This is a genomic window from Synechococcus sp. A15-28 (assembly GCF_014280175.1).
Lineage (GTDB): Bacteria > Cyanobacteriota > Cyanobacteriia > PCC-6307 > Cyanobiaceae > Parasynechococcus.
This window is the reverse complement of sequence record NZ_CP047931.1, coordinates 226870-245108: the sequence shown is the minus strand read 5'-3', so window position 1 is coordinate 245108 and position 18239 is coordinate 226870. Positions and strand designations below refer to the sequence as shown.

At 63.9% G+C, this 18239-nt stretch carries 21 protein-coding genes; 10 read left to right on the top strand and 11 right to left on the bottom strand.

The features are described 5' to 3' along the window. Nucleotides 1-5: 5 nt before the first annotated feature. Nucleotides 6-1241: a DegT/DnrJ/EryC1/StrS family aminotransferase gene (locus SynA1528_RS01225; RefSeq protein ID WP_186587339.1), complete on the top strand. Its 1236-nt coding sequence runs from the start codon at nt 6-8 to the stop codon at nt 1239-1241. Here SynA1528_RS01225 and SynA1528_RS01220 read toward each other — a convergent pair. Together SynA1528_RS01220 and SynA1528_RS01215 are read right to left on the bottom strand one after the other, a co-directional pair. Next, complete coding sequence (locus SynA1528_RS01220) at nt 1220-2653, bottom strand: FAD-binding domain-containing protein (protein ID WP_186587338.1); 1434 nt, start codon at nt 2651-2653, stop codon at nt 1220-1222. The genes SynA1528_RS01225 and SynA1528_RS01220 overlap by 22 nt on opposite strands. Then, on the bottom strand, nt 2650-3213 hold the full coding sequence (locus SynA1528_RS01215) for an NUDIX hydrolase (RefSeq protein ID WP_186587337.1): 564 nt from the start codon (nt 3211-3213) through the stop codon (nt 2650-2652). The genes SynA1528_RS01220 and SynA1528_RS01215 overlap by 4 nt, the downstream gene beginning before the upstream one ends. Nucleotides 3214-3240: 27 nt before the next feature. Here SynA1528_RS01215 and SynA1528_RS01210 point away from each other — a divergent pair, with 27 nt between their 5' ends. Further along, nucleotides 3241-4992 (top strand): ATP-binding cassette domain-containing protein, encoded by a 1752-nt coding sequence (locus SynA1528_RS01210; RefSeq protein ID WP_186587336.1) that lies wholly within the window; start codon nt 3241-3243, stop codon nt 4990-4992. Here SynA1528_RS01210 and folK read toward each other — a convergent pair. Next, the gene (gene folK, locus SynA1528_RS01205; RefSeq protein WP_186587335.1) at nt 4934-5419 is read right to left on the bottom strand and encodes a 2-amino-4-hydroxy-6-hydroxymethyldihydropteridine diphosphokinase; all 486 of its coding nucleotides are present in this window, start codon (nt 5417-5419) and stop codon (nt 4934-4936) included. The genes SynA1528_RS01210 and folK overlap by 59 nt on opposite strands. Before the next feature lie 38 nt (nt 5420-5457). Here folK and SynA1528_RS01200 point away from each other — a divergent pair, with 38 nt between their 5' ends. Continuing rightward, complete coding sequence (locus tag SynA1528_RS01200; RefSeq protein ID WP_186587334.1) at nt 5458-7572, top strand: magnesium chelatase subunit D family protein; 2115 nt, start codon at nt 5458-5460, stop codon at nt 7570-7572. A 48-nt stretch (nt 7573-7620) separates the two neighbouring features. Here SynA1528_RS01200 and SynA1528_RS01195 read toward each other — a convergent pair whose 3' ends face one another. Both SynA1528_RS01195 and SynA1528_RS01190 read right to left on the bottom strand, forming a co-directional pair. Next, entirely contained in the window at nt 7621-8544 is a 924-nt protein-coding gene (locus SynA1528_RS01195; RefSeq protein ID WP_186587333.1) for an MlaD family protein, read from the bottom strand. 5 nt (nt 8545-8549) lie between these two features. After that, on the bottom strand, nt 8550-9305 hold the full coding sequence (locus SynA1528_RS01190; RefSeq protein WP_186588211.1) for an ABC transporter ATP-binding protein: 756 nt from the start codon (nt 9303-9305) through the stop codon (nt 8550-8552). A 184-nt stretch (nt 9306-9489) separates the two neighbouring features. On the opposite strand from SynA1528_RS01190, the gene SynA1528_RS01185 reads away from it, so the two are divergent. Beyond that, nucleotides 9490-10815 (top strand): gluconeogenesis factor YvcK family protein, encoded by a 1326-nt coding sequence (locus SynA1528_RS01185; protein ID WP_186587332.1) that lies wholly within the window; start codon nt 9490-9492, stop codon nt 10813-10815. Here SynA1528_RS01185 and SynA1528_RS01180 read toward each other — a convergent pair. The 3 genes from SynA1528_RS01180 to SynA1528_RS01170 are packed head-to-tail and all read right to left on the bottom strand — an operon-like array spanning nt 10809 to nt 12477. Further along, a complete protein-coding gene (locus SynA1528_RS01180; RefSeq protein ID WP_186587331.1) occupies nt 10809-11375 on the bottom strand; it encodes an NAD(P)H-quinone oxidoreductase subunit J in 567 nt (188 codons plus the stop codon). The two genes, SynA1528_RS01185 and SynA1528_RS01180, sit on opposite strands and share 7 nt — an antisense overlap. Then, the gene (gene nuoB / locus SynA1528_RS01175; protein WP_186587330.1) at nt 11372-12112 is read right to left on the bottom strand and encodes an NADH-quinone oxidoreductase subunit NuoB; all 741 of its coding nucleotides are present in this window, start codon (nt 12110-12112) and stop codon (nt 11372-11374) included. Before nuoB ends, SynA1528_RS01180 begins: the two co-directional genes overlap by 4 nt. Before the next feature lie 2 nt (nt 12113-12114). After that, on the bottom strand, nt 12115-12477 hold the full coding sequence (locus tag SynA1528_RS01170; RefSeq protein WP_186587329.1) for an NAD(P)H-quinone oxidoreductase subunit 3: 363 nt from the start codon (nt 12475-12477) through the stop codon (nt 12115-12117). A gap of 83 nt (nt 12478-12560) precedes the next feature. Between SynA1528_RS01170 and SynA1528_RS01165 the strand changes: the two genes are divergently transcribed. The 6 genes from SynA1528_RS01165 (at nt 12561) to SynA1528_RS01140 (ending at nt 14801) form a co-directional block, all read left to right on the top strand. Beyond that, entirely contained in the window at nt 12561-12989 is a 429-nt protein-coding gene (locus SynA1528_RS01165; RefSeq protein ID WP_186587328.1) for a rubredoxin, read from the top strand. A gap of 11 nt (nt 12990-13000) precedes the next feature. Then, nucleotides 13001-14002: a photosynthesis system II assembly factor Ycf48 gene (locus SynA1528_RS01160; protein ID WP_186587327.1), complete on the top strand. Its 1002-nt coding sequence runs from the start codon at nt 13001-13003 to the stop codon at nt 14000-14002. 70 nt (nt 14003-14072) lie between these two features. Next, nucleotides 14073-14321, top strand: coding sequence for a cytochrome b559 subunit alpha (psbE, locus tag SynA1528_RS01155; protein WP_186587326.1), 249 nt, complete (start codon nt 14073-14075; stop codon nt 14319-14321). A gap of 3 nt (nt 14322-14324) precedes the next feature. Next, entirely contained in the window at nt 14325-14462 is a 138-nt protein-coding gene (gene psbF / locus SynA1528_RS01150; protein ID WP_186587325.1) for a cytochrome b559 subunit beta, read from the top strand. An 8-nt stretch (nt 14463-14470) separates the two neighbouring features. Then, nucleotides 14471-14590, top strand: coding sequence for a photosystem II reaction center protein PsbL (psbL, locus tag SynA1528_RS01145; protein ID WP_006852026.1), 120 nt, complete (start codon nt 14471-14473; stop codon nt 14588-14590). A 10-nt stretch (nt 14591-14600) separates the two neighbouring features. Next, nucleotides 14601-14801 carry a photosystem II reaction center protein J gene (locus tag SynA1528_RS01140; protein ID WP_028953441.1) on the top strand — a complete coding sequence of 67 codons (201 nt, stop codon included), beginning with the start codon at nt 14601-14603 and terminating at the stop codon, nt 14799-14801. 65 nt (nt 14802-14866) lie between these two features. Here the strand turns inward: SynA1528_RS01140 and SynA1528_RS01135 are convergent, their stop codons facing one another. The 3 genes from SynA1528_RS01135 to SynA1528_RS01125 are packed head-to-tail and all read right to left on the bottom strand — an operon-like array spanning nt 14867 to nt 18239. Beyond that, a complete protein-coding gene (locus SynA1528_RS01135; protein WP_186587324.1) occupies nt 14867-15889 on the bottom strand; it encodes an NAD-dependent epimerase in 1023 nt (340 codons plus the stop codon). Beyond that, nucleotides 15889-17292 (bottom strand): nucleotide sugar dehydrogenase, encoded by a 1404-nt coding sequence (locus tag SynA1528_RS01130; RefSeq protein ID WP_186587323.1) that lies wholly within the window; start codon nt 17290-17292, stop codon nt 15889-15891. The genes SynA1528_RS01135 and SynA1528_RS01130 overlap by 1 nt, the downstream gene beginning before the upstream one ends. Beyond that, nucleotides 17289-18239 (bottom strand): UDP-glucuronic acid decarboxylase family protein, encoded by a 951-nt coding sequence (locus tag SynA1528_RS01125; RefSeq protein WP_186587322.1) that lies wholly within the window; start codon nt 18237-18239, stop codon nt 17289-17291. The genes SynA1528_RS01130 and SynA1528_RS01125 overlap by 4 nt, the downstream gene beginning before the upstream one ends.

The window sequence follows — 18239 nt, the reverse complement described above, 5'->3', positions numbered from 1 at the left end:
TGTTTATGCAGGTTCCCCCCTTCAGCCTCAGCCAGCAGATCAGCGATCTGGGCCAGGACCTCGAAGAGGCGGTGCTGAATGTATTGCGAAGCGGCCAGTACATCGGCGGGCCGCAGATCAAGCAATTTGAAGACTCTTTTGCCTCTAGCCTCGGCTGCAGCCACGCCGTGGGCTGCAACAGCGGCACCGATGCCCTGATCCTGGCCCTGCGAGCTCTGGACATTGGCGCGGGCGACGAAGTGATCACCTGCTCCTTCAGTTTTTTTGCCACCGCTGAGGCCATCAGCGCCGTCGGTGCCACGCCCGTGTTCGTGGATGTGGACCCCACCACTTACCTGATCGATCTGGATCAGATCGAAGCGGCGGTCACGCCGGCGACGAAGGCCTTGATGCCTGTGCATCTGTTTGGCAGACCGGTGGATATGGACCGCCTGATGGCCATCGCCGAAGCCCACAACCTCAAGGTGGTTGAGGACTGTGCCCAGGCCAGCGGAGCCCATTGGAACGGCAAACCCGTCGGCAGCTTCGGTGATGTGGGCTGCTTCAGCTTCTTCCCGACGAAGAATCTCGGTGCGGCAGGGGATGGCGGTGCAGCCACCAGCAACGATGACGCCCTGGCTCAAACCATGCGTGAGCTGGCGGTCCACGGCATGCCGAAGCGTTACCTGCACACGGCTCTCGGTTACAACAGCCGCCTCGACGCCATGCAGGCAGCCGTTCTGAATGTGAAGCTGCCCAAGCTGGGGGAGTGGATCAGCAACCGAACCGCTATCGCAACTAGGTACCGGGACGCTCTGGCAGATCTGAAAGGCCTCACCCTTCCCACAACTGACGACGGTCACAGCTGGAATCAGTTCGTGGTGCGCATCGGCAGCTGCCCCACCGGCCAGCCCCTTTGCAACGCCCGTTGCTCACCGTCGGCCACCAGCTCGAGCCACGGACTCCCGGAAAGCTGCTGCCGCGACTGGCTGAAGCAGACCCTGATGGAGCGCGGCGTGAACACGATCATCTATTACCCCATACCGATTCACCGCCAACCGGCCTATGCCGGTCTGGGTCTCGAGCAGGGTTCCCTGCCAGTGACTGAGCAACTCTGCAGCCAGGTGCTAAGCCTGCCGATCTTCCCGGAACTGAGTCAGGAGCAGCAACAGACCGTGATCGACACCGTGAAACAGGTGCTGGATCAGTCCAGTCCAACGCCCTTGCCTTTGGCTGGCAATCAGGAGCGGATGGTTGCGTAAAGCGCCTTGAATTTCGCCTGCTGGGTTTTGTGATTGACCAGCTGTTCGGGGTAATCCCGCCGCTCGAGTCCACCAATCTCACCACTGAGCAAATCCTTGGTATTCACGTGGCGGAGCTCCGGCACCCACTGGCGGATGTAGTCACCCGCTGAATCGAACTTGGATGCCTGGGTGGCCGGATTGAAGATGCGCAGGGGCTTGGGATCCATGCCGCTGCTGGCACTCCATTGCCAGCCGCCATTGTTGGCGGCCAGATCCCCATCCACCTCCAGCTCCATGAAGGCTCGCTCGCCCCAGCGCCAGTCACAGATGAGGTCCTTGACCAGATAAGAGGCCACGATCATGCGGCAGCGGTTGTGCATCCAGCCGGTCTGGTTGAGCTGACGCATGGCGGCATCAATGATCGGCATGCCGGTCTGGCCATCCTTCCAGAAGTCGAACCAGTCCTGGTTGTTCTCCCAGGGGAAACGGCGCCACTGCTCGCGGTAAGGGCCATCGGCCAGCTCGGGGAAATGGAACAGGGCCTGCTGGTAAAACTCGCGCCAGCACAACTCTTGCTCCCAAACGGTGATGGCCTGCAGCTGCTCCTCGCTGCGGGCCTGGTCGCGGGTGTCTTGGGCGGCACACCAGGCCTGGCGCGGACTGAGGGTGCCCACACTCAGGGCCGCACTCAGATACGAGGTACTGGCGGTGCCGGGGAAATTACGGTCGGGTTCGTAGCCGAGCAGCGGCCCATCGCAGAACGTGGTGAGTTGCTGCATCGCCGCCGCCTCGCCGGGGCGACAGGGGCAGATCTCGGTGCCCTTGAAGCCATGGCAGTCCCGTCGTTCCGCCAGGGGATCACCAGCCGGCACCAGTTCCGGCGGCAGATCCACCAACCCCGTGGGGGCTGCAACCGTGCTGGTCTGCTTGGCCTGCACCTGGCCGCGCCAGTTGCGCAGGAACGGGCCGTAGACGCGATAAGGATCACCACCGCCGGTCTTGAGCAGCTCCGGCGCGATCAGCAACTGATCCCAGTCGACCACCACCCTGCGGCCATCGGCCTGCAGCTGCCGGGCCACCTGCCGGTCGCGCTCGCGGGCGTAGGGCTCCACATCCTTGTTCCAGACCACCGCTGAAGCGCCGATCTGCTCCGCCAGCTGCGGCAACAACGCCACGGGGTCTCCTTCCACAACCAGCAGGCGACTGCCGGCCTCGCGCCAGCGCTGCTGCAATTCCACGAGGCTCTCAATCAGGAACCACAGCCGCGCAGGAGCCATCGGCGGCAGGTGCTCTGGGGGCGCGATCACCTGCGGGTCGAGCACATAGACCCCGGTCACCGCCGGGCTGATCTCCGCAGCGGCCGCCAAACCGAGGTTGTCCGCCAGGCGCAGGTCGCGGCGGTGCCAGAACAGAACACGCGTGGTCGTCATCCCAGACCCAAGAGCTGTTTGGCGCGATACCAGGCGGTGACACTCTTGCCATCCAGCCATTCATCACCGGATCCAAGCCGGGCATCGAGATCCATGGGGGTCATCAACACCACCTCGAGGTCCTCGTCGTCATCACCCGCAGGCGGGTTCTCCAGAGGAGTGAGCTCGCGGGCCAGGAAGCAATGGATCACCTCGTCGGAGTAGCCCGGGCAGGGGAGCATCGGACCAAGAGCATCCCAACGCGCCGCGCTGTAGCCCGCCTCTTCCCCCAGTTCCCGCTGCATCGATTCCAGAGGGTCTTCGCCCTCTTCCAGCGTGCCTGCAGGGAATTCCAGCAGCCGGGCCTGCACCGCAAAGCGGTATTGGCGCAGCAACACCACCTGACCGTCTTCGGTGATCGGCACCGCCAGGGAGGCGCCGGGGTGGCGAATCATCCCGAAGGTGGCCTCCACTCCCATCGGCAACTTGATCCGATTGCGCTCGAAGCGGAGTTTGCGGACATTCACCACCTCCACCGTTTCCAGCAGATCAAACGGTTCTGGCGACGGCAGGGGCGCCATGGGACACAGGCATTGCTGGGGCCCAGCATGGCGGGTGAACCCAGTCCCCCGTCGTCCGCTTTGCGCGAAACAGGTCCACCACAGCTGGCCCGCCTGCGGCAGATCCAGCTGCTCAAAGCCCTGGCTCGGGAAGCGGGCTGGCGGCACCTGGCCTGGTTGAGCGGGCTGAGCAGTCTCAACAGCCTGCTCGACATCGCCGGCCTGGGGCTGGCGGTGACGCTGCTGCTGGGCAGCGGTTCACCTGCACTGATCCAGGGCCTGCCCGTGGCGGGAAGTCTGGGAATGCTCGTGGGTCTGATCCTGCTGCGGGGCCTGATCCAGGCCAAGGTGGACATCCAGCGGGAGCGATTGCGCTCCGGCTTCACCGACCGGCTGCGGCAACAGCTGCTACATCAGGTGTTCGAGGCCTCCTCAGCCCAGCTGGATCGGCTGGGGCGCGGTGAACTGCTCGCCCTGCTGATGGCCGACATCAACCGCACAGCCCTGAGCCTGGATCAGGCGGTGCGGTTGGGGCAGTCGCTGCTGGCCATGGGCATCTACCTCGCCAGCGTGGTGCTGGTGGGCCGAACCGCCGCCTGGCCGCTGTTGCTCGCCCTGCTGGCCACCACAGCCGCCGCCCTGCTGCAGCGCTCCGGCAGCTGGGGTCTCGGCCGCATCCAGAGCCGGCTGAATGCAGCGCTGCAGAGAACGGTCGGGGATGGGCTGCATGGCCTGAAAGCCCTGCGCGCCGCAACAGCGGAGGGATGGCTGCTGCAGCGCTTCGCCAAGGACACGGCGGAGGGGCGTTGGCTGCTGCAGGAACGGGTTCGCCGCCGAGCCAGCTACAACGCTTGGCGCGACACCCTGGTGGTGGCCGTCGCCGGGCTGTGGATGCTGATGCAGGGCGAGGATCTGAGCGGCGAAACGCTCACCACCACCCTGGTGCTGGCCTACCGCTCCAGCGCCTCCCTCAGCACCGTGGTGCAGGCCCGCAGGCTCTGCCTGGGCAACCTGCCGGGCTACGAAGCCCTGTGCCAGCGACGCGGACAGCTGATTCCCCGCCAGGGCGAAACCAGCGACCAGACCATTGCTGAAACCAACCTGACGACGCTCTCCACTGCACCATGGAGCGAGCTGCACTGGAGCAGCAGCGATAACGCTTCCCCAGGCTTGACATCCCTTTGCCTGAGTGCCAACGGGCTGGTGGCGCTCACTGGCCCCTCCGGCAGCGGCAAGACGACATTGATCGATCGCATCTGTGGACTGCTCAACGAGGAAGACAGTGCGTGGCAGCTGTGCTGCGCCGGCAAAACGTGGCGACTGAGCGGGCTGGCAGGCGCACGGCAGATGCACCAGCTGATCGCCTACGCCCCTCAGAACGCTGTGCTGTTTGAAGCGAGCCTGCGCGACAACCTGCTGCTGGGGGCCGATCAGCACCAGGAGGCGATCGAAACCTGGCTGCAACGGCTGGGGCTGAGCCACTTGCTGGAACGCCCTGGCGGGCTGGATGCACCGCTGGCCCTGGCGCAGGATCCCTTCTCCGGCGGAGAGATTCATCGGCTCGGGCTGCTACGGGCCTGGTTGCGCGACAAGCCGCTGGAGGTGCTCGATGAACCCACAGCCTTTCTCGATGCCAAGGCCGCTGCGCAGGTTCGTTCCGTGGTTCAGGAACGCGCCCAGCAACGGCTGATGCTGATCAGCAGTCACGACCCGGAGCTCCTGGCCCAGGCCGATCAGGTAATCACCGTGAAGCCGACCCCTGCATCGCCTGCAGCAACGGCGCCAGCACAAAGGTCCTGAGGTGCAGGCGCGGGTGGGGCAGCAGCAGGCGCGGGTGCTCCAGCCGCAGCTCACCCCAGAACAGCAGGTCCAGATCAAGGCTGCGGGGGCCCCAGCGCTGCTCATGGGATCGGTCGCGGCCGAACTCCTGTTCCAGCCCCTGGAGCGCATCCAACAGTTGCAGGGCGGCGGACTCGCTCGGCGGAGTCTTCAGCCCCTGCACCAGCAGCACCGCATTGCAATAAGGGGGCTGATCCGGGGGGCCACCGACAGGGGCGGTGTCATGCAGGGATGACCAGCGGTAAACCAGCTCCTGAGTGGCCCAGGCCCTAAGCCGAGCCTCCAGCTGAGGTTGCACCGCCAGCAGCGTGGCGCGGGGCGATCCCACCGCACTGGGTCGGTTGGCCCCCAGGGCCACCGCTAAGGAAGTGTCATCGATCGGGTGCATCAGCGAGACTAGCTCGCACGAACGGGCTGAATGCGTCCATGGTGGCAACCGGTGTAGCGGTGAAGGACGACCAGGCGACACGAGCCTTTCCGTTGGCCGCCATCACCGGTCATGGAACCCTCAAGCTCGCCCTGTTGCTGGCGGCGGTTGATCCCGGCCTGGGCGGCGTGGTCATTGCCGGTGGGCGCGGCACCGGCAAATCGGTTCTGGCCAGAGGCCTGCATGCCCTTCTGCCACCGATCGACATCCTTGATGCCGAGGGCGGCGTAGGTCGAAACCTCGACCCGCAGAACCCGGAGGAATGGGACGACGCCACTCGGGAGCGGATCAGCGGCGAAGCCCCCTCCAAAGTGATCCCCGCCCCCTTCGTGCAGATCCCCCTGGGCATCACCGAAGACCGCCTGGTGGGTGCCGTTGATGTCGCTGCATCGCTCTCCAGCGGCAGCGCCGTGTTCCAGCCAGGCCTGCTGGCGGAAGCCCATCGCGGCGTGCTTTATGTCGACGAGCTCAATCTTCTGGATGACGGCATCGTCAACCTGATGCTCGCGGCCGTGGGCAGCGGCGAGAACCGGGTGGAACGCGAAGGCCTCAGCCTCAGCCACCCCTGCCGGCCGCTGCTGATCGCCACTTACAACCCTGAGGAGGGCAACGTTCGCGATCACCTTCTGGATCGCTTTGCCATCGCACTCTCGGCAAACCAGCTGGTGAGCACTGAGCAGCGGGTGGAAATCACCAATGCGGTGATCAGCCATGGCCAATGCAGCCGCAGCTTTGCCGAAAAGTGGGGCGAGGAAACCGACGCCCTTGCAACCCAATTGCTGCTGGCCCGCCAGTGGCTGCCGGATGTGCAGATCAGTGGCGAACAGATCGAGTACCTCGTCACCGAAGCCATCCGTGGCGGCGTGGAAGGGCACCGCTCCGAGCTCTATGCCGTGCGGGTGGCGAAGGCCCATGCGGCCCTCAGCGGCCGCGATGTGGTGGAAGCCGACGACCTGCAGGTGGCCGTGGCCCTGGTGATCGCCCCGCGGGCCTCACAGATGCCACCGCCGGATCAGCAGATGGAGCCGCCGCCGCCGCAGGACCAGGAGCCGCCGCCACCGCCCCAGGACCAGGGCGACCAGCAGCAGGAGAATCCACCGCCGCCACCGGAAGGGTCCGGTGAGGAGGAGGACAACGATCCGCCGGAGGACAACGATCCGCCGGAGGACAACACCGACGACGATGACGGCGACGGCGAGGAGGACCAGGCCCCTCCAGCTGTGCCCGAGGAGTTCATGCTCGATCCCGAAGCGATCGAAGTGGACTCTGATCTGCTGCTGTTCAACGCCGCCAAGGCCAAGAGCGGCAACAGCGGCAGCCGTTCAGTGGTGCTCAGCGACAGCCGCGGGCGTTATGTGAAACCGATGCTGCCCCGCGGTCCGGTGCGTCGCATCGCCGTGGATGCCACCCTGCGTGCGGCCGCGCCGTATCAGAAGATCCGGCGAGAGCGGGAACCGGGTCGCTCGGTGATCGTGGAGGAGGGCGACCTGCGGGCCAAGTTGCTGCAGCGCAAGGCCGGCGCCCTGGTGGTGTTCCTCGTGGATGCCAGCGGCTCGATGGCCCTCAACCGGATGCAGAGCGCCAAGGGCGCCGTGATCCGACTGCTCACCGAGGCCTACGAAAACCGCGACGAAGTCGCCCTGATCCCCTTCCGCGGCGATCAGGCCGAGGTGCTGCTGCCTCCAACCCGCTCGATCACAGCGGCCCGGCGCCGGCTGGAATCGATGCCCTGCGGTGGTGGTTCACCGCTGGCCCACGGCCTCACCCAGGCCGCCCGCGTCGGTGCCAATGCGCTGGCTACCGGCGATCTCGGCCAGGTGGTGGTGGTGGCCATCACCGACGGTCGCGGCAACGTGCCCCTGAGCACATCCTTGGGCCAACCGGAACTGGAAGGCGAGGAGAAACCCGACCTCAAGCAGGAGGTGCTGGACGTCGCCGCCCGCTACCGGATGCTCGGGATCAAGCTGCTGGTGATCGACACCGAGCGCAAGTTCATCGGCAGCGGCATGGGCAAGGACCTCGCCGAAGCCGCCGGTGGCAAATATGTGCAGCTGCCCAAGGCCAGCGATCAGGCGATCGCCGCTGTGGCAATGAATGCCATCAACGAAATCTAACCATCTCGTTTGGCACGATATCGCATCTAAATTTTAACGATATCGTGCTTAGTTATTGGTTTCAGCTGGATAAACCTCCGAAAACAGAGCCCCCAGGCCGATGGTCACATTGCGCAAACCATCCATGAATGCCGGGTCAGCGGTGAGTTTGGCCACATCGCCACCGACAGCATCGATCTTGGCGCTGAGTTGCGCTGCGTTGGCCGCGGTCTGACGCAGTTCATTGATGGTCTTGGGGTTGTCCAGAGCCGCCAAGATGTTGTTCACGTGGGCTGACGCCTGCATTGCGTTGGCGGTTGCAGCATTGAGGTTGTCGATCATCGGCTGGGCTCTGGCGATCTCCACACGCAACTGTTCAACAAGTCCAGCGATCTCCCGCGACGTTGCATCAGCGTTGGTGAGGAACTCCGACGCGTCGATCGCGGTCTGCTCGAACTGCTTTGTCGATTTGGCCAGGTTGGGAACCAGTTGAGCGTCCTTGGCCTGGGACAGCAGTAATTGCAGGCTTTCGGTCACCGTGGTGAGGCTTGGGGCTTCCTGACCCTGGATCGTGGCGCCGTTACAGAGCTGACGACTGGTGTCGCAGTTGCCGGCCTTCGGCAGCGGAGCCTTCTCAGGAAGCGGGGTTCCGCGACTCACCAGAGCCACCTGAGCATCGCCACCCAGCAGAGAGCCTGACGCCACCGTGGCCGTCACCGGCAAAGCCAGGCGCAGATCTCCCTTGTCGATCTCCAGGTCGGCCACCACGGCCTCTGGGGTGACCCGCACCGAACGCACCGAACCGACAAGGATGCCGCGATAGGTCACCGGCGAGCGTTCCGCCAGGCCGCCGGCATCGCTGAACGACGCCGTCACCGTCCAGTGGCCGGACCCCAGCCGAATGCCCCGCATCCACATCGCCGTGGCGGCGAAGCCGACAATGCCACCGATCACGGTGAAGCCCACGATGGCGTCTCGAACACTGCGTCGCATGGCAATCAGTGTGAGGGCTGCATCGGCCCGCGCAGGCTACCCGTCCTGAACTGCTCGACATAGGGGTTATCCGTCGTGCGGAACTCCTCCACCGACCCCGACCACTGGAAGTGGCCTCCATAGACCATCACCACCCGCTCGGCTGACCGCTCGATCGTGCTGCGCACATGGCTCACCACCACAGAACAGCCCTTGGCCACGGTGGTGGTCTTCACGATCAGGTCCTCGATCCTGGTGCAGGCCACCGGATCCAACCCCGCCGTGGGCTCGTCATAAAGCAGCAGGGGCATGGCGTTGTCCCCCCGCTGCGGGTTGTCAATCAGGGCTCGGGCAAAGCTCACACGTTTCTGCATGCCACCGCTCAACTCCCCGGGGTACTGATGGGCGACATCAAACAGCCCCACCGCCTCCAGGCAGTCCTCCACCCGCTCACGGATCTCCGCCGGCGTGAGCTGACCCTGTTCCCGCAGAAAGAAGCCAACGTTCTGCTCCACCGTCAAGGACGCCAGCAGGGCAGGGTTCTGGAACACCAGCCGCACATCGGGTGGATCGGTCTGGTCCAGTCGCAGGTAGGTCTGCGGTTGGTCGAACAGCCGCAATTCTCCGCTGGTGGGCAGCTGAAGCCCCGCCAGCAGGCGCAACACCGTGGACTTTCCCGCGCCGGAAGGGCCCACCACGGCGAGGCGTTCGCCCGGCTGCATTAACAAATTGACGCGATCTAGCACCGGCCGCGCGCCCCATTGCATCGTCAGATCCCGCATCTCCACAACCGGCTGCTGGGACTTGGACACGCGCTGGGACGGAAATCACCAACATCCTGGCGTGCCCCATCAGGCTCCGTACAGTTTCTGAAACGCCCGGATTGTCCGGCCCTTGCCGCCCGTCACACCGCACAGCAAACGTCGTCAAGCCAGGGTGCTGCGGGCCCATCGCCGGCGGGACCTGATGACGCGCTCGCAGCGGGCCGTTCGCTGGCTGCAACCGGGTCTCGTGGTCAAACGCTGGGTGCTGACCTCGGGGCTCGGCTTGATGATGGCCCTGCTGGGAGCCGCGGTCTGGGCAGACCTCAAACCCATCTACTGGATCCTCGAAACCCTCAGCTGGTTTCTCAGCACGATCACCACCGTGCTGCCGCGCGAAATCACGGGCCCCTTGGTGTTGATCATCGGCACCGGCCTGGTGCTCTGGGGACAGAGCCGCAGTTTCGGGGCGATCCAGCAGGCCCTCGCGCCGGACAAGGACACGGTGCTGGTGGATGCCCTGCGCACCCAGAGCCGTCTCAACCGCGGACCCAACATCGTGGCCATCGGCGGCGGAACGGGTCTGTCGACCCTGCTGAGTGGCCTGAAGCGCTACAGCAGCCACATCACCGCCATCGTCACCGTTGCCGACGACGGCGGCAGCAGCGGACGGCTGCGGCGGGAGCTGGGGGTGCTTCCCCCCGGGGACATTCGCAACTGTCTTGCGGCCCTGTCCACGGAAGAGCCCCTGCTCACCCGCCTGTTCCAATACCGCTTCACCGCCGGCAGTGGGCTGGAGGGTCACAGCTTCGGCAACCTGTTCCTCTCAGCCCTGACGGCCATCACCGGAAACCTGGAAACCGCCATCACCGCCTCCAGTCGGGTGCTGGCGGTGCAAGGGCAAGTGGTTCCTGCCACCAACGTGGACGTACGGCTCTGGGCGGAGCTGGAGAACGGTGAGCGAATTGAGGGGGAAAGCAACATCGGCCATGCCCCAAGCCCGATCGTGCGGCTGGGCTGCCAACCGGAACGCCCCCCGGCCTTGCCCCGTGCCCTTGAAGCCATCGCCAGTGCCGATCTGATCCTGCTGGGCCCTGGCAGCCTCTACACCTCGTTACTCCCCAACCTGCTGGTGCCGGAACTGGTGAACGCCATCGGTCGAAGCCGCGCCCCAAGGCTCTACATCTGCAACCTGATGACCCAGCCCGGGGAAACCGATGGGCTGGATGTGCGAGGTCATCTGCGGGCAATCGAAGCGCAGCTGGCCAGCCTCGGCATCAACCAGCGACTGTTCACCGCGGTGCTGGCCCAGGATGATCTGGGGGCCTCTCCCCTTGTGGAGCACTACCGATCCCGCGGCGCGGAGCCCGTGGCCTGCGATGCGGATGATCTCCGCCGAGATGGGTATGACGTCACCCAAGCGCCTCTGCAAGCAGCCAGACCGACGGCCACGCTTCGGCATGACTCCAGGAGCCTCGCCCTGGCGGTGATGCGCTTCTACCGGAGCCACCGCCGGGACAAGGATCAATAGGCGTCCTGCATTTCGTAGAAGTCCGGCTGCACGTAGTCCTTGCGCAACGGCCAACCCTTCCAGTCTTCCGGCATCAACAGCCGTTTGGGATGGGGATGGCCCTCGAATTGGATGCCGTACATATCGAACGTTTCCCGCTCCTGCCAATCCGCCCCACGGAACAAGCCATAGATCGAGGGGAGCACAGGTGTTCCCTCACGGCTGAGGAAAACCTTCAGGCGCACTTCCCGCAAATGCGCTGCCGGGTCGGACGCCATGGCCTCCAGTTGCTCGGCCATCGCCAGTAGGTGATAGAAGCAGACCAGGCGCTCACCGGGGCCTTCGTCGTAGCCGCCATGGCACTGGAGATAGTCAAAGCCATTGCTTTTCAGCGCTGCAGCAATGATCGGCAGCACAGCAGCATCCACACCGATCTGTTCGATGCCGACATGGTCGGGTTCGAGCACCTCATGCTCAAAACCCTGCTGCTGCAGCCACTGGCTCACAGGACCGGCCTGTGGGGCAACCACTGCAGCGGTCTCCTCGTTGGACGCAGGAGTGTTGGCTGGGGTTTCGCTCATAACTCGATAGCTTCTGGAGCGGGGGTGAGAACGGCCGCATCGGTGGCGAGGGTCTGGCCCGCCGGTGCCGCGGCCAGGGCAGCTTTTTGGGTTTCCGCCCGGAGGTAGGAGCCTGTCACTTCGGGTTCCACACGTTTCATCTGGTGAGCAACCGTGAAATATCGGTGGGTCTGGGCGTGTTTGCGGCGTTCGGCGAGGGACTCATCGCCGACCTTCTTGCGCAGCTTGATCACCGCATCAAAGATCGCCTCCGGCCGCGGAGGGCAACCGGGCATGTACAGATCCACCGGGATCAGCTTGTCCACACCGCGGACGGCGGTGGTGGAGTCGGCGCTGAACATGCCACCGGTGATCGTGCAGGCCCCCATGGCGATCACGTACTTCGGTTCGGGCATCTGCTCATAGAGCCGCACCAGGGCCGGAGCCATTTTCATGGTCACCGTGCCGGCCACGATCAGCAGGTCAGCCTGGCGGGGCGAACTGCGGGGTACCAGACCGAAGCGGTCGAAGTCGAACCGCGATCCCAGCAAAGCCGCGAATTCAATGAAACAGCAGGCTGTGCCATAGAGCAGTGGCCAGAGGCTGCTCAGCCGCGCCCAGTTGTGCAGGTCATCCAGGCTGGTGAGAATGACGTTCTCGCTCAGGTCACTGGTGACGGCCGGTGCACCGATCGGGCCGCAGCTGGCTTCCCGCAGATCGCGAACCGCTGTGATGGATGGAGACGTGAGATCTGACATGGCTAGCTCCACTCGAGGGCACCCTTGCGCCAGGCATAGGCCAAGGCCACTAAGAGGATGGTGATGAAGATGAGGGCTTCAATGAAAGCCAGGATCCCGAGGCGATGGAAGGCCACTGCCCAGGGATAGAGGAAAACGGTCTCCACGTCGAAAATGACGAAGACCAGGGCGAACATGTAGTAGCGGATGTTGAACTGAATCCAGGCGCCACCAATGGGCTCCATGCCGGATTCGTAGGTGAGCTGCCGCTCACCGGCGCGGCTCTTGGGCGCCAGGAGTTTGTTGGTGATCAGAGCCAGAGTTGGAACAGCTGCAGCGATCAACAGAAACCCGAGGAAGGCGTCGTAGCCGGGCAGGGCAAACATGAACGTCCCCGTAGACGGCGTCAGTCTGGCATTCACTGCCAAGAGTTGACGCGGATAGAGTCGTGCCGCACAGCAGCAGAGCGGTGAGCGACGAGCTTCAGCCGGCCGAACAGGCAACGGAACAGCTGCCGACTACGGAACAGCCACCAGTTGCTGATGGGACAGAGCCTGTCGTGGAGGCCGCTCCAGAGAGCGATCCACGCACCCACCGCTTCGAGTGCCGCAGCTGTGGATACGTCTATGACCCTGATGAAGGGGTGAAGAAGGTTGGGATCGAGGCCGGAACGGCCTTCGAAGATCTCGACCCCGCCGGGTTCCGCTGTCCTGTGTGCCGCAGCCGTAAACCGGCCTTCCGTGACATCGGCCCCCGCGAGAAAGCCAGTGGATTTGAGGAAAACCTCAACTTCGGCATCGGGGTCAATCGCATGACCCCTGGGCAGAAAAACGTGTTGATCTTCGGCGGCCTTGCCCTGGGCTTCGCCTTCTTCCTCTCCCTTTACTCGCTCCGCTGAACGCCTCCGCCATGACGCGCTTCTTCTCCTCCGCGATCAATCTGTTGCTGGTGCTGGTGCTGGGGGTGAGCCTCAGTGGTTGCGTCACCACACGCCTGCCAACGGCCACCACCAGCCCCTGGCAGGCCCTCAACCTCGACACCGAAGCCAACCCCCTCGACGTTGCCTTCACCGAACCCAGCCACGGCTATCTTGTCGGCAGCAACCGGATGATCCGTGAAACCAACGATGGGGGCGCCACCTGGAACGATCGCAGCCTCGATCTTCCCGAGGAAGAAAACTTCCGTCTGATCAGCATCGACTTCAACGGCGATGAAGGCTGGATCGCCGGTCAACCCGGACTGCTGATGCACACCAGCGATGGCGGACAGAACTGGACTCGCCTCTTCCTCGACACCAAACTGCCCGGTGAGCCCTACCTGATCACAGCCCTGGGGAGCCACTCCGCTGAGATGGCCACCAACGTTGGAGCCGTTTATGAGACCCACGATGACGGCGGCAGCTGGGAAGCTCTGGTCACCGATGCTGCCGGTTCCGTGCGTGACCTGCGCCGCAGTGATGACGGCAGCTACGTCAGCGTCAGCAGCCTTGGAAACTTCTACGCCACCTGGCAGCCGGGGGATGCCGTCTGGCAAGTGCACCAGCGGGTGAGCAGCCAGCGACTTCAGAGCATCGGCTACCAACCCGACGGCAACCTCTGGATGGTGGCCCGAGGAGCTCAGATCCGCCTGAACGACGAACCCGGAAACCTCGAAAGCTGGAGCAAGGCGATCATCCCGATCACCAATGGTTACGGCTACATGGATATGGCCTGGGATGACGACGGCGCCATCTGGGCTGGCGGCGGCAACGGCACCCTGCTGGTGAGTCGTGACGGTGCCGACAGCTGGGAGATCGATCCTGTGGGAGATCGCCAGCCCAGCAACTTCACCCGCATGGTGTTCGACGGTGATCACGCCTTCGTTCTGGGTGAGCGCGGAAACCTGCTGCGCTGGGTCGGCAACGCTGTGTAACCGAGAGCTCTGGCCTCACTCGGCGAACCAAGGTCACCCCCTAGAATCACTTAGCTGATACGCCCGAGCTATGGCTGCAGGCTCTACAGGGGAACGCCCGTTCTTCGAAATCATCACGAGCATTCGCTACTGGGTGATTCACTTCGTGACCCTTCCGTCGATCTTTCTCGCCGGCTTCCTTTTTGTTTCCACTGGTCTGGCCTACGACGCCTTCGGCACTCCCCGTCCGGATGCTTACTTCCAGGCAACGGAAAGCAAGGCCCCTGTGGTGAGCCAGCGCTATGAGGGCAAATCTGAACTCGATGTTCGCCTGAAATAACCCATGGCACAAACCCCCGTCGCCACAACACCACGCAACTATCCGATCTTCACGGTGCGTTGGTTGGCCCTGCACACACTCGGTGTTCCGACTGTGTTTTTCCTTGGCGCCCTTGCCGCCATGCAGTTCATCCGTCGCTGATCTGATCCATGGAACGCAACCCCAATCCCAACAACCTTCCGGTTGAGCTCAACCGCACCAGCCTCTATCTGGGCCTGCTGTTTGTGTTCGTCACCGGTGTGTTGATGTCCAGCTACTTCTTCAACTGAGGGCGATCCGATGAGCGGTAAGAAGTCACCATTCCCCGACGGTCGAATTCCAGATCGCCTTCCTGATGGCCGTCCAGCTGTGCCCTGGCGTTCACGCTGGACTGAAGGTGTTCTGCCCTTGTGGCTTGTGGCCACAGCCGGTGGCATGGCCGTTCTGTTTGTTGTCGGCCTGTTCTTCTATGGCTCCTACACGGGTGTCGGTTCCGCCTGATTCAGGCTTTGGTTTTACGTTTCCCCATCACCGGCTCTAAGGGCCGGTTTTTTTGTGACCGTGGGTCAGACCCCGTAGAACGCCCGATACCAGCGGGCAAAGTGCTCCACCCCCACTTCAATCGGCGTTGAGGGACTGAACCCAACCCATTCCTCAAGGGCTTTCGTCTCAGCGGCAGTGGCCACCACATCGCCGGGTTGCATCGGTTGGAAATCCTTGATCGCATCCCGGCAGAGGGCCTGTTCCATCACCTCGATGAACCGCAACAGTTCTGTCGGCTGACTGTTGCCGATGTTGAACACCCGATGCGGTGCTGCCGCCGTGGCCGGATCCGGCTGCAAAGGATCGAAATCAGGGTTGGCGGTGGCCGGCTTGTCGCAGCAGCGCAGCACCCCTTCAACGATGTCGTCGATGAAGGTGAAATCCCGCTGCATCTTGCCGTGGTTAAACACCTTGATCGGCTCCCCAGCCAGGATCGCCCGCGCGAACAGCATCGGAGCCATATCCGGCCTACCCCAGGGGCCGTACACCGTGAAGAAGCGCAGACCCGTGGCCGGCAGACCGTAGAGATGGCTGTAGGTATGGGCCATCAGCTCATTGGCCTTCTTGCTGGCGGCATAGAGGCTCACCGGATGGTTCACCGGCTGCCGCTCGTGAAACGGCAGGTTGCGGTTGCCGCCGTAGACCGAGCTGCTCGAGGCATACACCAGGTTGCCAACGCCGTGGTGACGGCATCCCTCCAGGATGTGGCCGAACCCCACCAGATTGCTCTGGATGTAGGCCGCAGGGTTCTCAAGCGAGTAGCGCACCCCTGCCTGGGCCGCCAGATTCACCACCACTTCAGGGCGTTCCTCGGCAAATAAAGCCGAAAGTGCATCACCGTCCTCGAGGGCGATCGGCTCAAAACGCCAGGCACCTGCGGGTGCCATGGCCTCGACCTGACGCAGGCGCGCCTGTTTCAAGGCCGGGTCGTAATAGCTGTTGAGGTTGTCGAGACCCACCACCCGATCACCGCGCTGCAAAAGTCGCTTGGACAGGGCTGCACCGATGAAGCCGGCAGCGCCGGTGACGAAGAGCGTGCGTGTCATCAACCCTCGCCGTCCCCGACACGCCACAGGGTCAAGCCCGCAGCCCGCACCGCCTCGGGATCAGCCACCGCCCGGGCATCAAACACCCAGGCCGGCTTGCGCATCCGTTTCGCCACCTCAGCCCAGTTCAACTGTCTGTAATCGTTCCACTCCGTCAGGATCAACACCGCATCGGCTCCGCTGACGGCCTCCTCCACGGACTCCGCCAGGGCCCAGCTGCCCGTCCCGCTGAGGGCATCCGCCGCCGCGGCCGCATCCTGGTTGAGATCACGGGCCATCTGGGCGGGGTCCACCTTGGGGTCATGGATCGCCAGCTGCGCTCCCTCCTCCAACAGATCTCCGCAGATACGGATCGCCGGCGCCTCGCGGGTGTCGTTGGTGTCCGCCTTGAAGGCAAACCCCAACACCGCCAGACGCTTGCCCGTCACCGTGCCGAAGAGCTTCTGCACCACCAACCGGGCGATCCGGTGCTGCTGCCAGGTGTTCAGCGCCACCACCGATTCCCAGTAGTCGGCCACCTCCGGCAAACCGAAATGGCGGCACAGGTACACCAGGTTGAGAATGTCCTTCTGGAAGCAGCTGCCGCCGAAGCCAGGGCCGGCATTGAGAAACTTCGGGCCGATGCGGCTGTCAGTGCCGATGGCCCGCGCCACCTCCCGCACATCGGCGCCGGTGGCCTCGCAGAGTGCCGCCACGGAGTTGATCGAACTGATCCGCTGCGCCAGAAACGCATTGGCCGTGAGCTTGGACAGCTCACTGCTCCAGAGGTTGGTGCGCAGGATCTGCGGCTCCGGCACCCAGTGGCTGTAGACCCCTGCCAGAGCCTCAATCGAGGCTGCATCCTCGCCTCCGATCAGCACCCGGTCCGGCGCCTCCAGGTCACAAATCGCCGTTCCCTCCGCCAGGAACTCGGGATTGGAGAGCACCGAGAAGCTGCGCTGCTGATCATCCGCCTGGGCGGCTTCCAGAATCGTCTTGATCGCAGCGGCGGTCCGCACCGGCAGCGTGCTCTTCTCCACCACGATGGTGTGGCCAGTCGCTGCCTGGGCCACCGTGCGGGCGCAGGCCTCCACCCAGCGCAGATCGCTGGCCTGACCAGCTCCCACACCTTTCGTTTTGGTCGGCGTGTTCACGGAAATGAACACCATGTCTGCCGCGGCGACGGTCGTCTCCACGGCCGTCGAAAAGCTGAGGTTGCGGCCACGGGTGCGGCCCACCACCGCATCCAGACCGGGCTCATAAACAGGCAGCAGACTCAGATCCGGATCATTCCAGGCGTCAATCCGCGCCTGGTTGATGTCCACCACGGTCACCTCGATCTCAGGACAGCGATCGGCGATCACGGCCATCGTCGGGCCACCCACGTAACCGGCACCGATGCAGCAGATCCGTTGAATCGTCACGCGCCGCGGTCCTCCTCCAGTGCCAGGACACTACGGAAGGAGTCGATCGTCGGTCCCAGTCCCTGCTCCAGTGACACAGTCGGCTGCCACTGCAGCTGGTCTCGCGCCAGGTCGATCAGCGGGCGACGCTGACGGGGGTCATCCAGGGGCAACGGCTTTTCGATCAGGGGCAGCTGCGGGTTAATTCGCTGGCGCACCAGCTCCGCCAGCTGACGGATGGTGAATTCATCGGGATTGCCCAGGTTGATCGGACCGGTATCGGCACCGTTCATCAAGCGGATCAACCCCTCGATCAGGTCGCTGACGAAACAGAACGATCGGGTCTGGGAACCATCGCCATAAAGCGTCAACGGCTCACCCCGCAGGGCTTGAACAATGAAGTTGCCCACCACCCGGCCGTCATCGATCAACATCCGCGGGCCATAGGTGTTGAAGATGCGCGCCACCCTCACCTCCACACCATTCATCCGCTGGTAGTCAAAACAGAGGGTCTCAGCGATGCGTTTGCCCTCGTCGTAGCAGCTGCGGATGCCGATGGGATTCACGCAGCCCCGATAACTCTCGGGCTGGGGATGCACCTCCGGATCGCCGTACACCTCACTGGTGCTGGCCAGCAGCAACCGTGCCCCCACCCGCCGGGCCAGGCCCAGCATGTTGTAGGTACCGAGAAAACTGGTCTTGGCAGTCTTCACCGGATTGGTCTGGTAATGAATCGGCGACGCCGGGCAGGCCAGATGCCAGATCCGATCCACCTCCAGCTTGATCGGCTCGGTGACGTCGTGGCGGATCAACTCGAAGCGGGAATGACCGATCCAACGGGCGATGTTGCGCTTGCGACCGGTGAAATAGTTGTCGAGGCAGATCACCTCATCACCGGCCTCCATCAGCCGGTCAATCAGATGGGAGCCCAGGAACCCGGCCCCACCGGTGACGAGGTGAATCCGCAT

Excerpts from the sequence above, each read along its gene's own strand:
- SynA1528_RS01140 (WP_028953441.1), top strand. The coding sequence starts at position 14,601 with ATGAGCGGTAAGAAGTCACCATTCCCCGACGGTCGAATTCCAGATCGC.
- SynA1528_RS01125 (WP_186587322.1), bottom strand. The coding sequence starts at position 18,239 with ATGCGGATTCACCTCGTCACCGGTGGGGCCGGGTTCCTGGGCTCCCAT.
- psbL (WP_006852026.1), top strand. The coding sequence starts at position 14,471 with ATGGAACGCAACCCCAATCCCAACAACCTTCCGGTTGAGCTCAACCGC.
- SynA1528_RS01160 (WP_186587327.1), top strand. The coding sequence starts at position 13,001 with ATGACGCGCTTCTTCTCCTCCGCGATCAATCTGTTGCTGGTGCTGGTG.
- psbE (WP_186587326.1), top strand. The coding sequence starts at position 14,073 with ATGGCTGCAGGCTCTACAGGGGAACGCCCGTTCTTCGAAATCATCACG.
- SynA1528_RS01220 (WP_186587338.1), bottom strand. The coding sequence starts at position 2,653 with ATGACGACCACGCGTGTTCTGTTCTGGCACCGCCGCGACCTGCGCCTG.
- psbF (WP_186587325.1), top strand. The coding sequence starts at position 14,325 with ATGGCACAAACCCCCGTCGCCACAACACCACGCAACTATCCGATCTTC.
- SynA1528_RS01225 (WP_186587339.1), top strand. The coding sequence starts at position 6 with ATGCAGGTTCCCCCCTTCAGCCTCAGCCAGCAGATCAGCGATCTGGGC.
- nuoB (WP_186587330.1), bottom strand. The coding sequence starts at position 12,112 with ATGTCAGATCTCACGTCTCCATCCATCACAGCGGTTCGCGATCTGCGG.
- SynA1528_RS01135 (WP_186587324.1), bottom strand. The coding sequence starts at position 15,889 with ATGACACGCACGCTCTTCGTCACCGGCGCTGCCGGCTTCATCGGTGCA.
- SynA1528_RS01170 (WP_186587329.1), bottom strand. The coding sequence starts at position 12,477 with ATGTTTGCCCTGCCCGGCTACGACGCCTTCCTCGGGTTTCTGTTGATC.
- SynA1528_RS01180 (WP_186587331.1), bottom strand. The coding sequence starts at position 11,375 with ATGAGCGAAACCCCAGCCAACACTCCTGCGTCCAACGAGGAGACCGCT.
- folK (WP_186587335.1), bottom strand. The coding sequence starts at position 5,419 with ATGCACCCGATCGATGACACTTCCTTAGCGGTGGCCCTGGGGGCCAAC.
- SynA1528_RS01190 (WP_186588211.1), bottom strand. The coding sequence starts at position 9,305 with ATGCGGGATCTGACGATGCAATGGGGCGCGCGGCCGGTGCTAGATCGC.
- SynA1528_RS01185 (WP_186587332.1), top strand. The coding sequence starts at position 9,490 with ATGACGCGCTCGCAGCGGGCCGTTCGCTGGCTGCAACCGGGTCTCGTG.
- SynA1528_RS01215 (WP_186587337.1), bottom strand. The coding sequence starts at position 3,213 with ATGGCGCCCCTGCCGTCGCCAGAACCGTTTGATCTGCTGGAAACGGTG.
- SynA1528_RS01200 (WP_186587334.1), top strand. The coding sequence starts at position 5,458 with ATGGTGGCAACCGGTGTAGCGGTGAAGGACGACCAGGCGACACGAGCC.
- SynA1528_RS01195 (WP_186587333.1), bottom strand. The coding sequence starts at position 8,544 with ATGCGACGCAGTGTTCGAGACGCCATCGTGGGCTTCACCGTGATCGGT.
- SynA1528_RS01210 (WP_186587336.1), top strand. The coding sequence starts at position 3,241 with ATGGCGGGTGAACCCAGTCCCCCGTCGTCCGCTTTGCGCGAAACAGGT.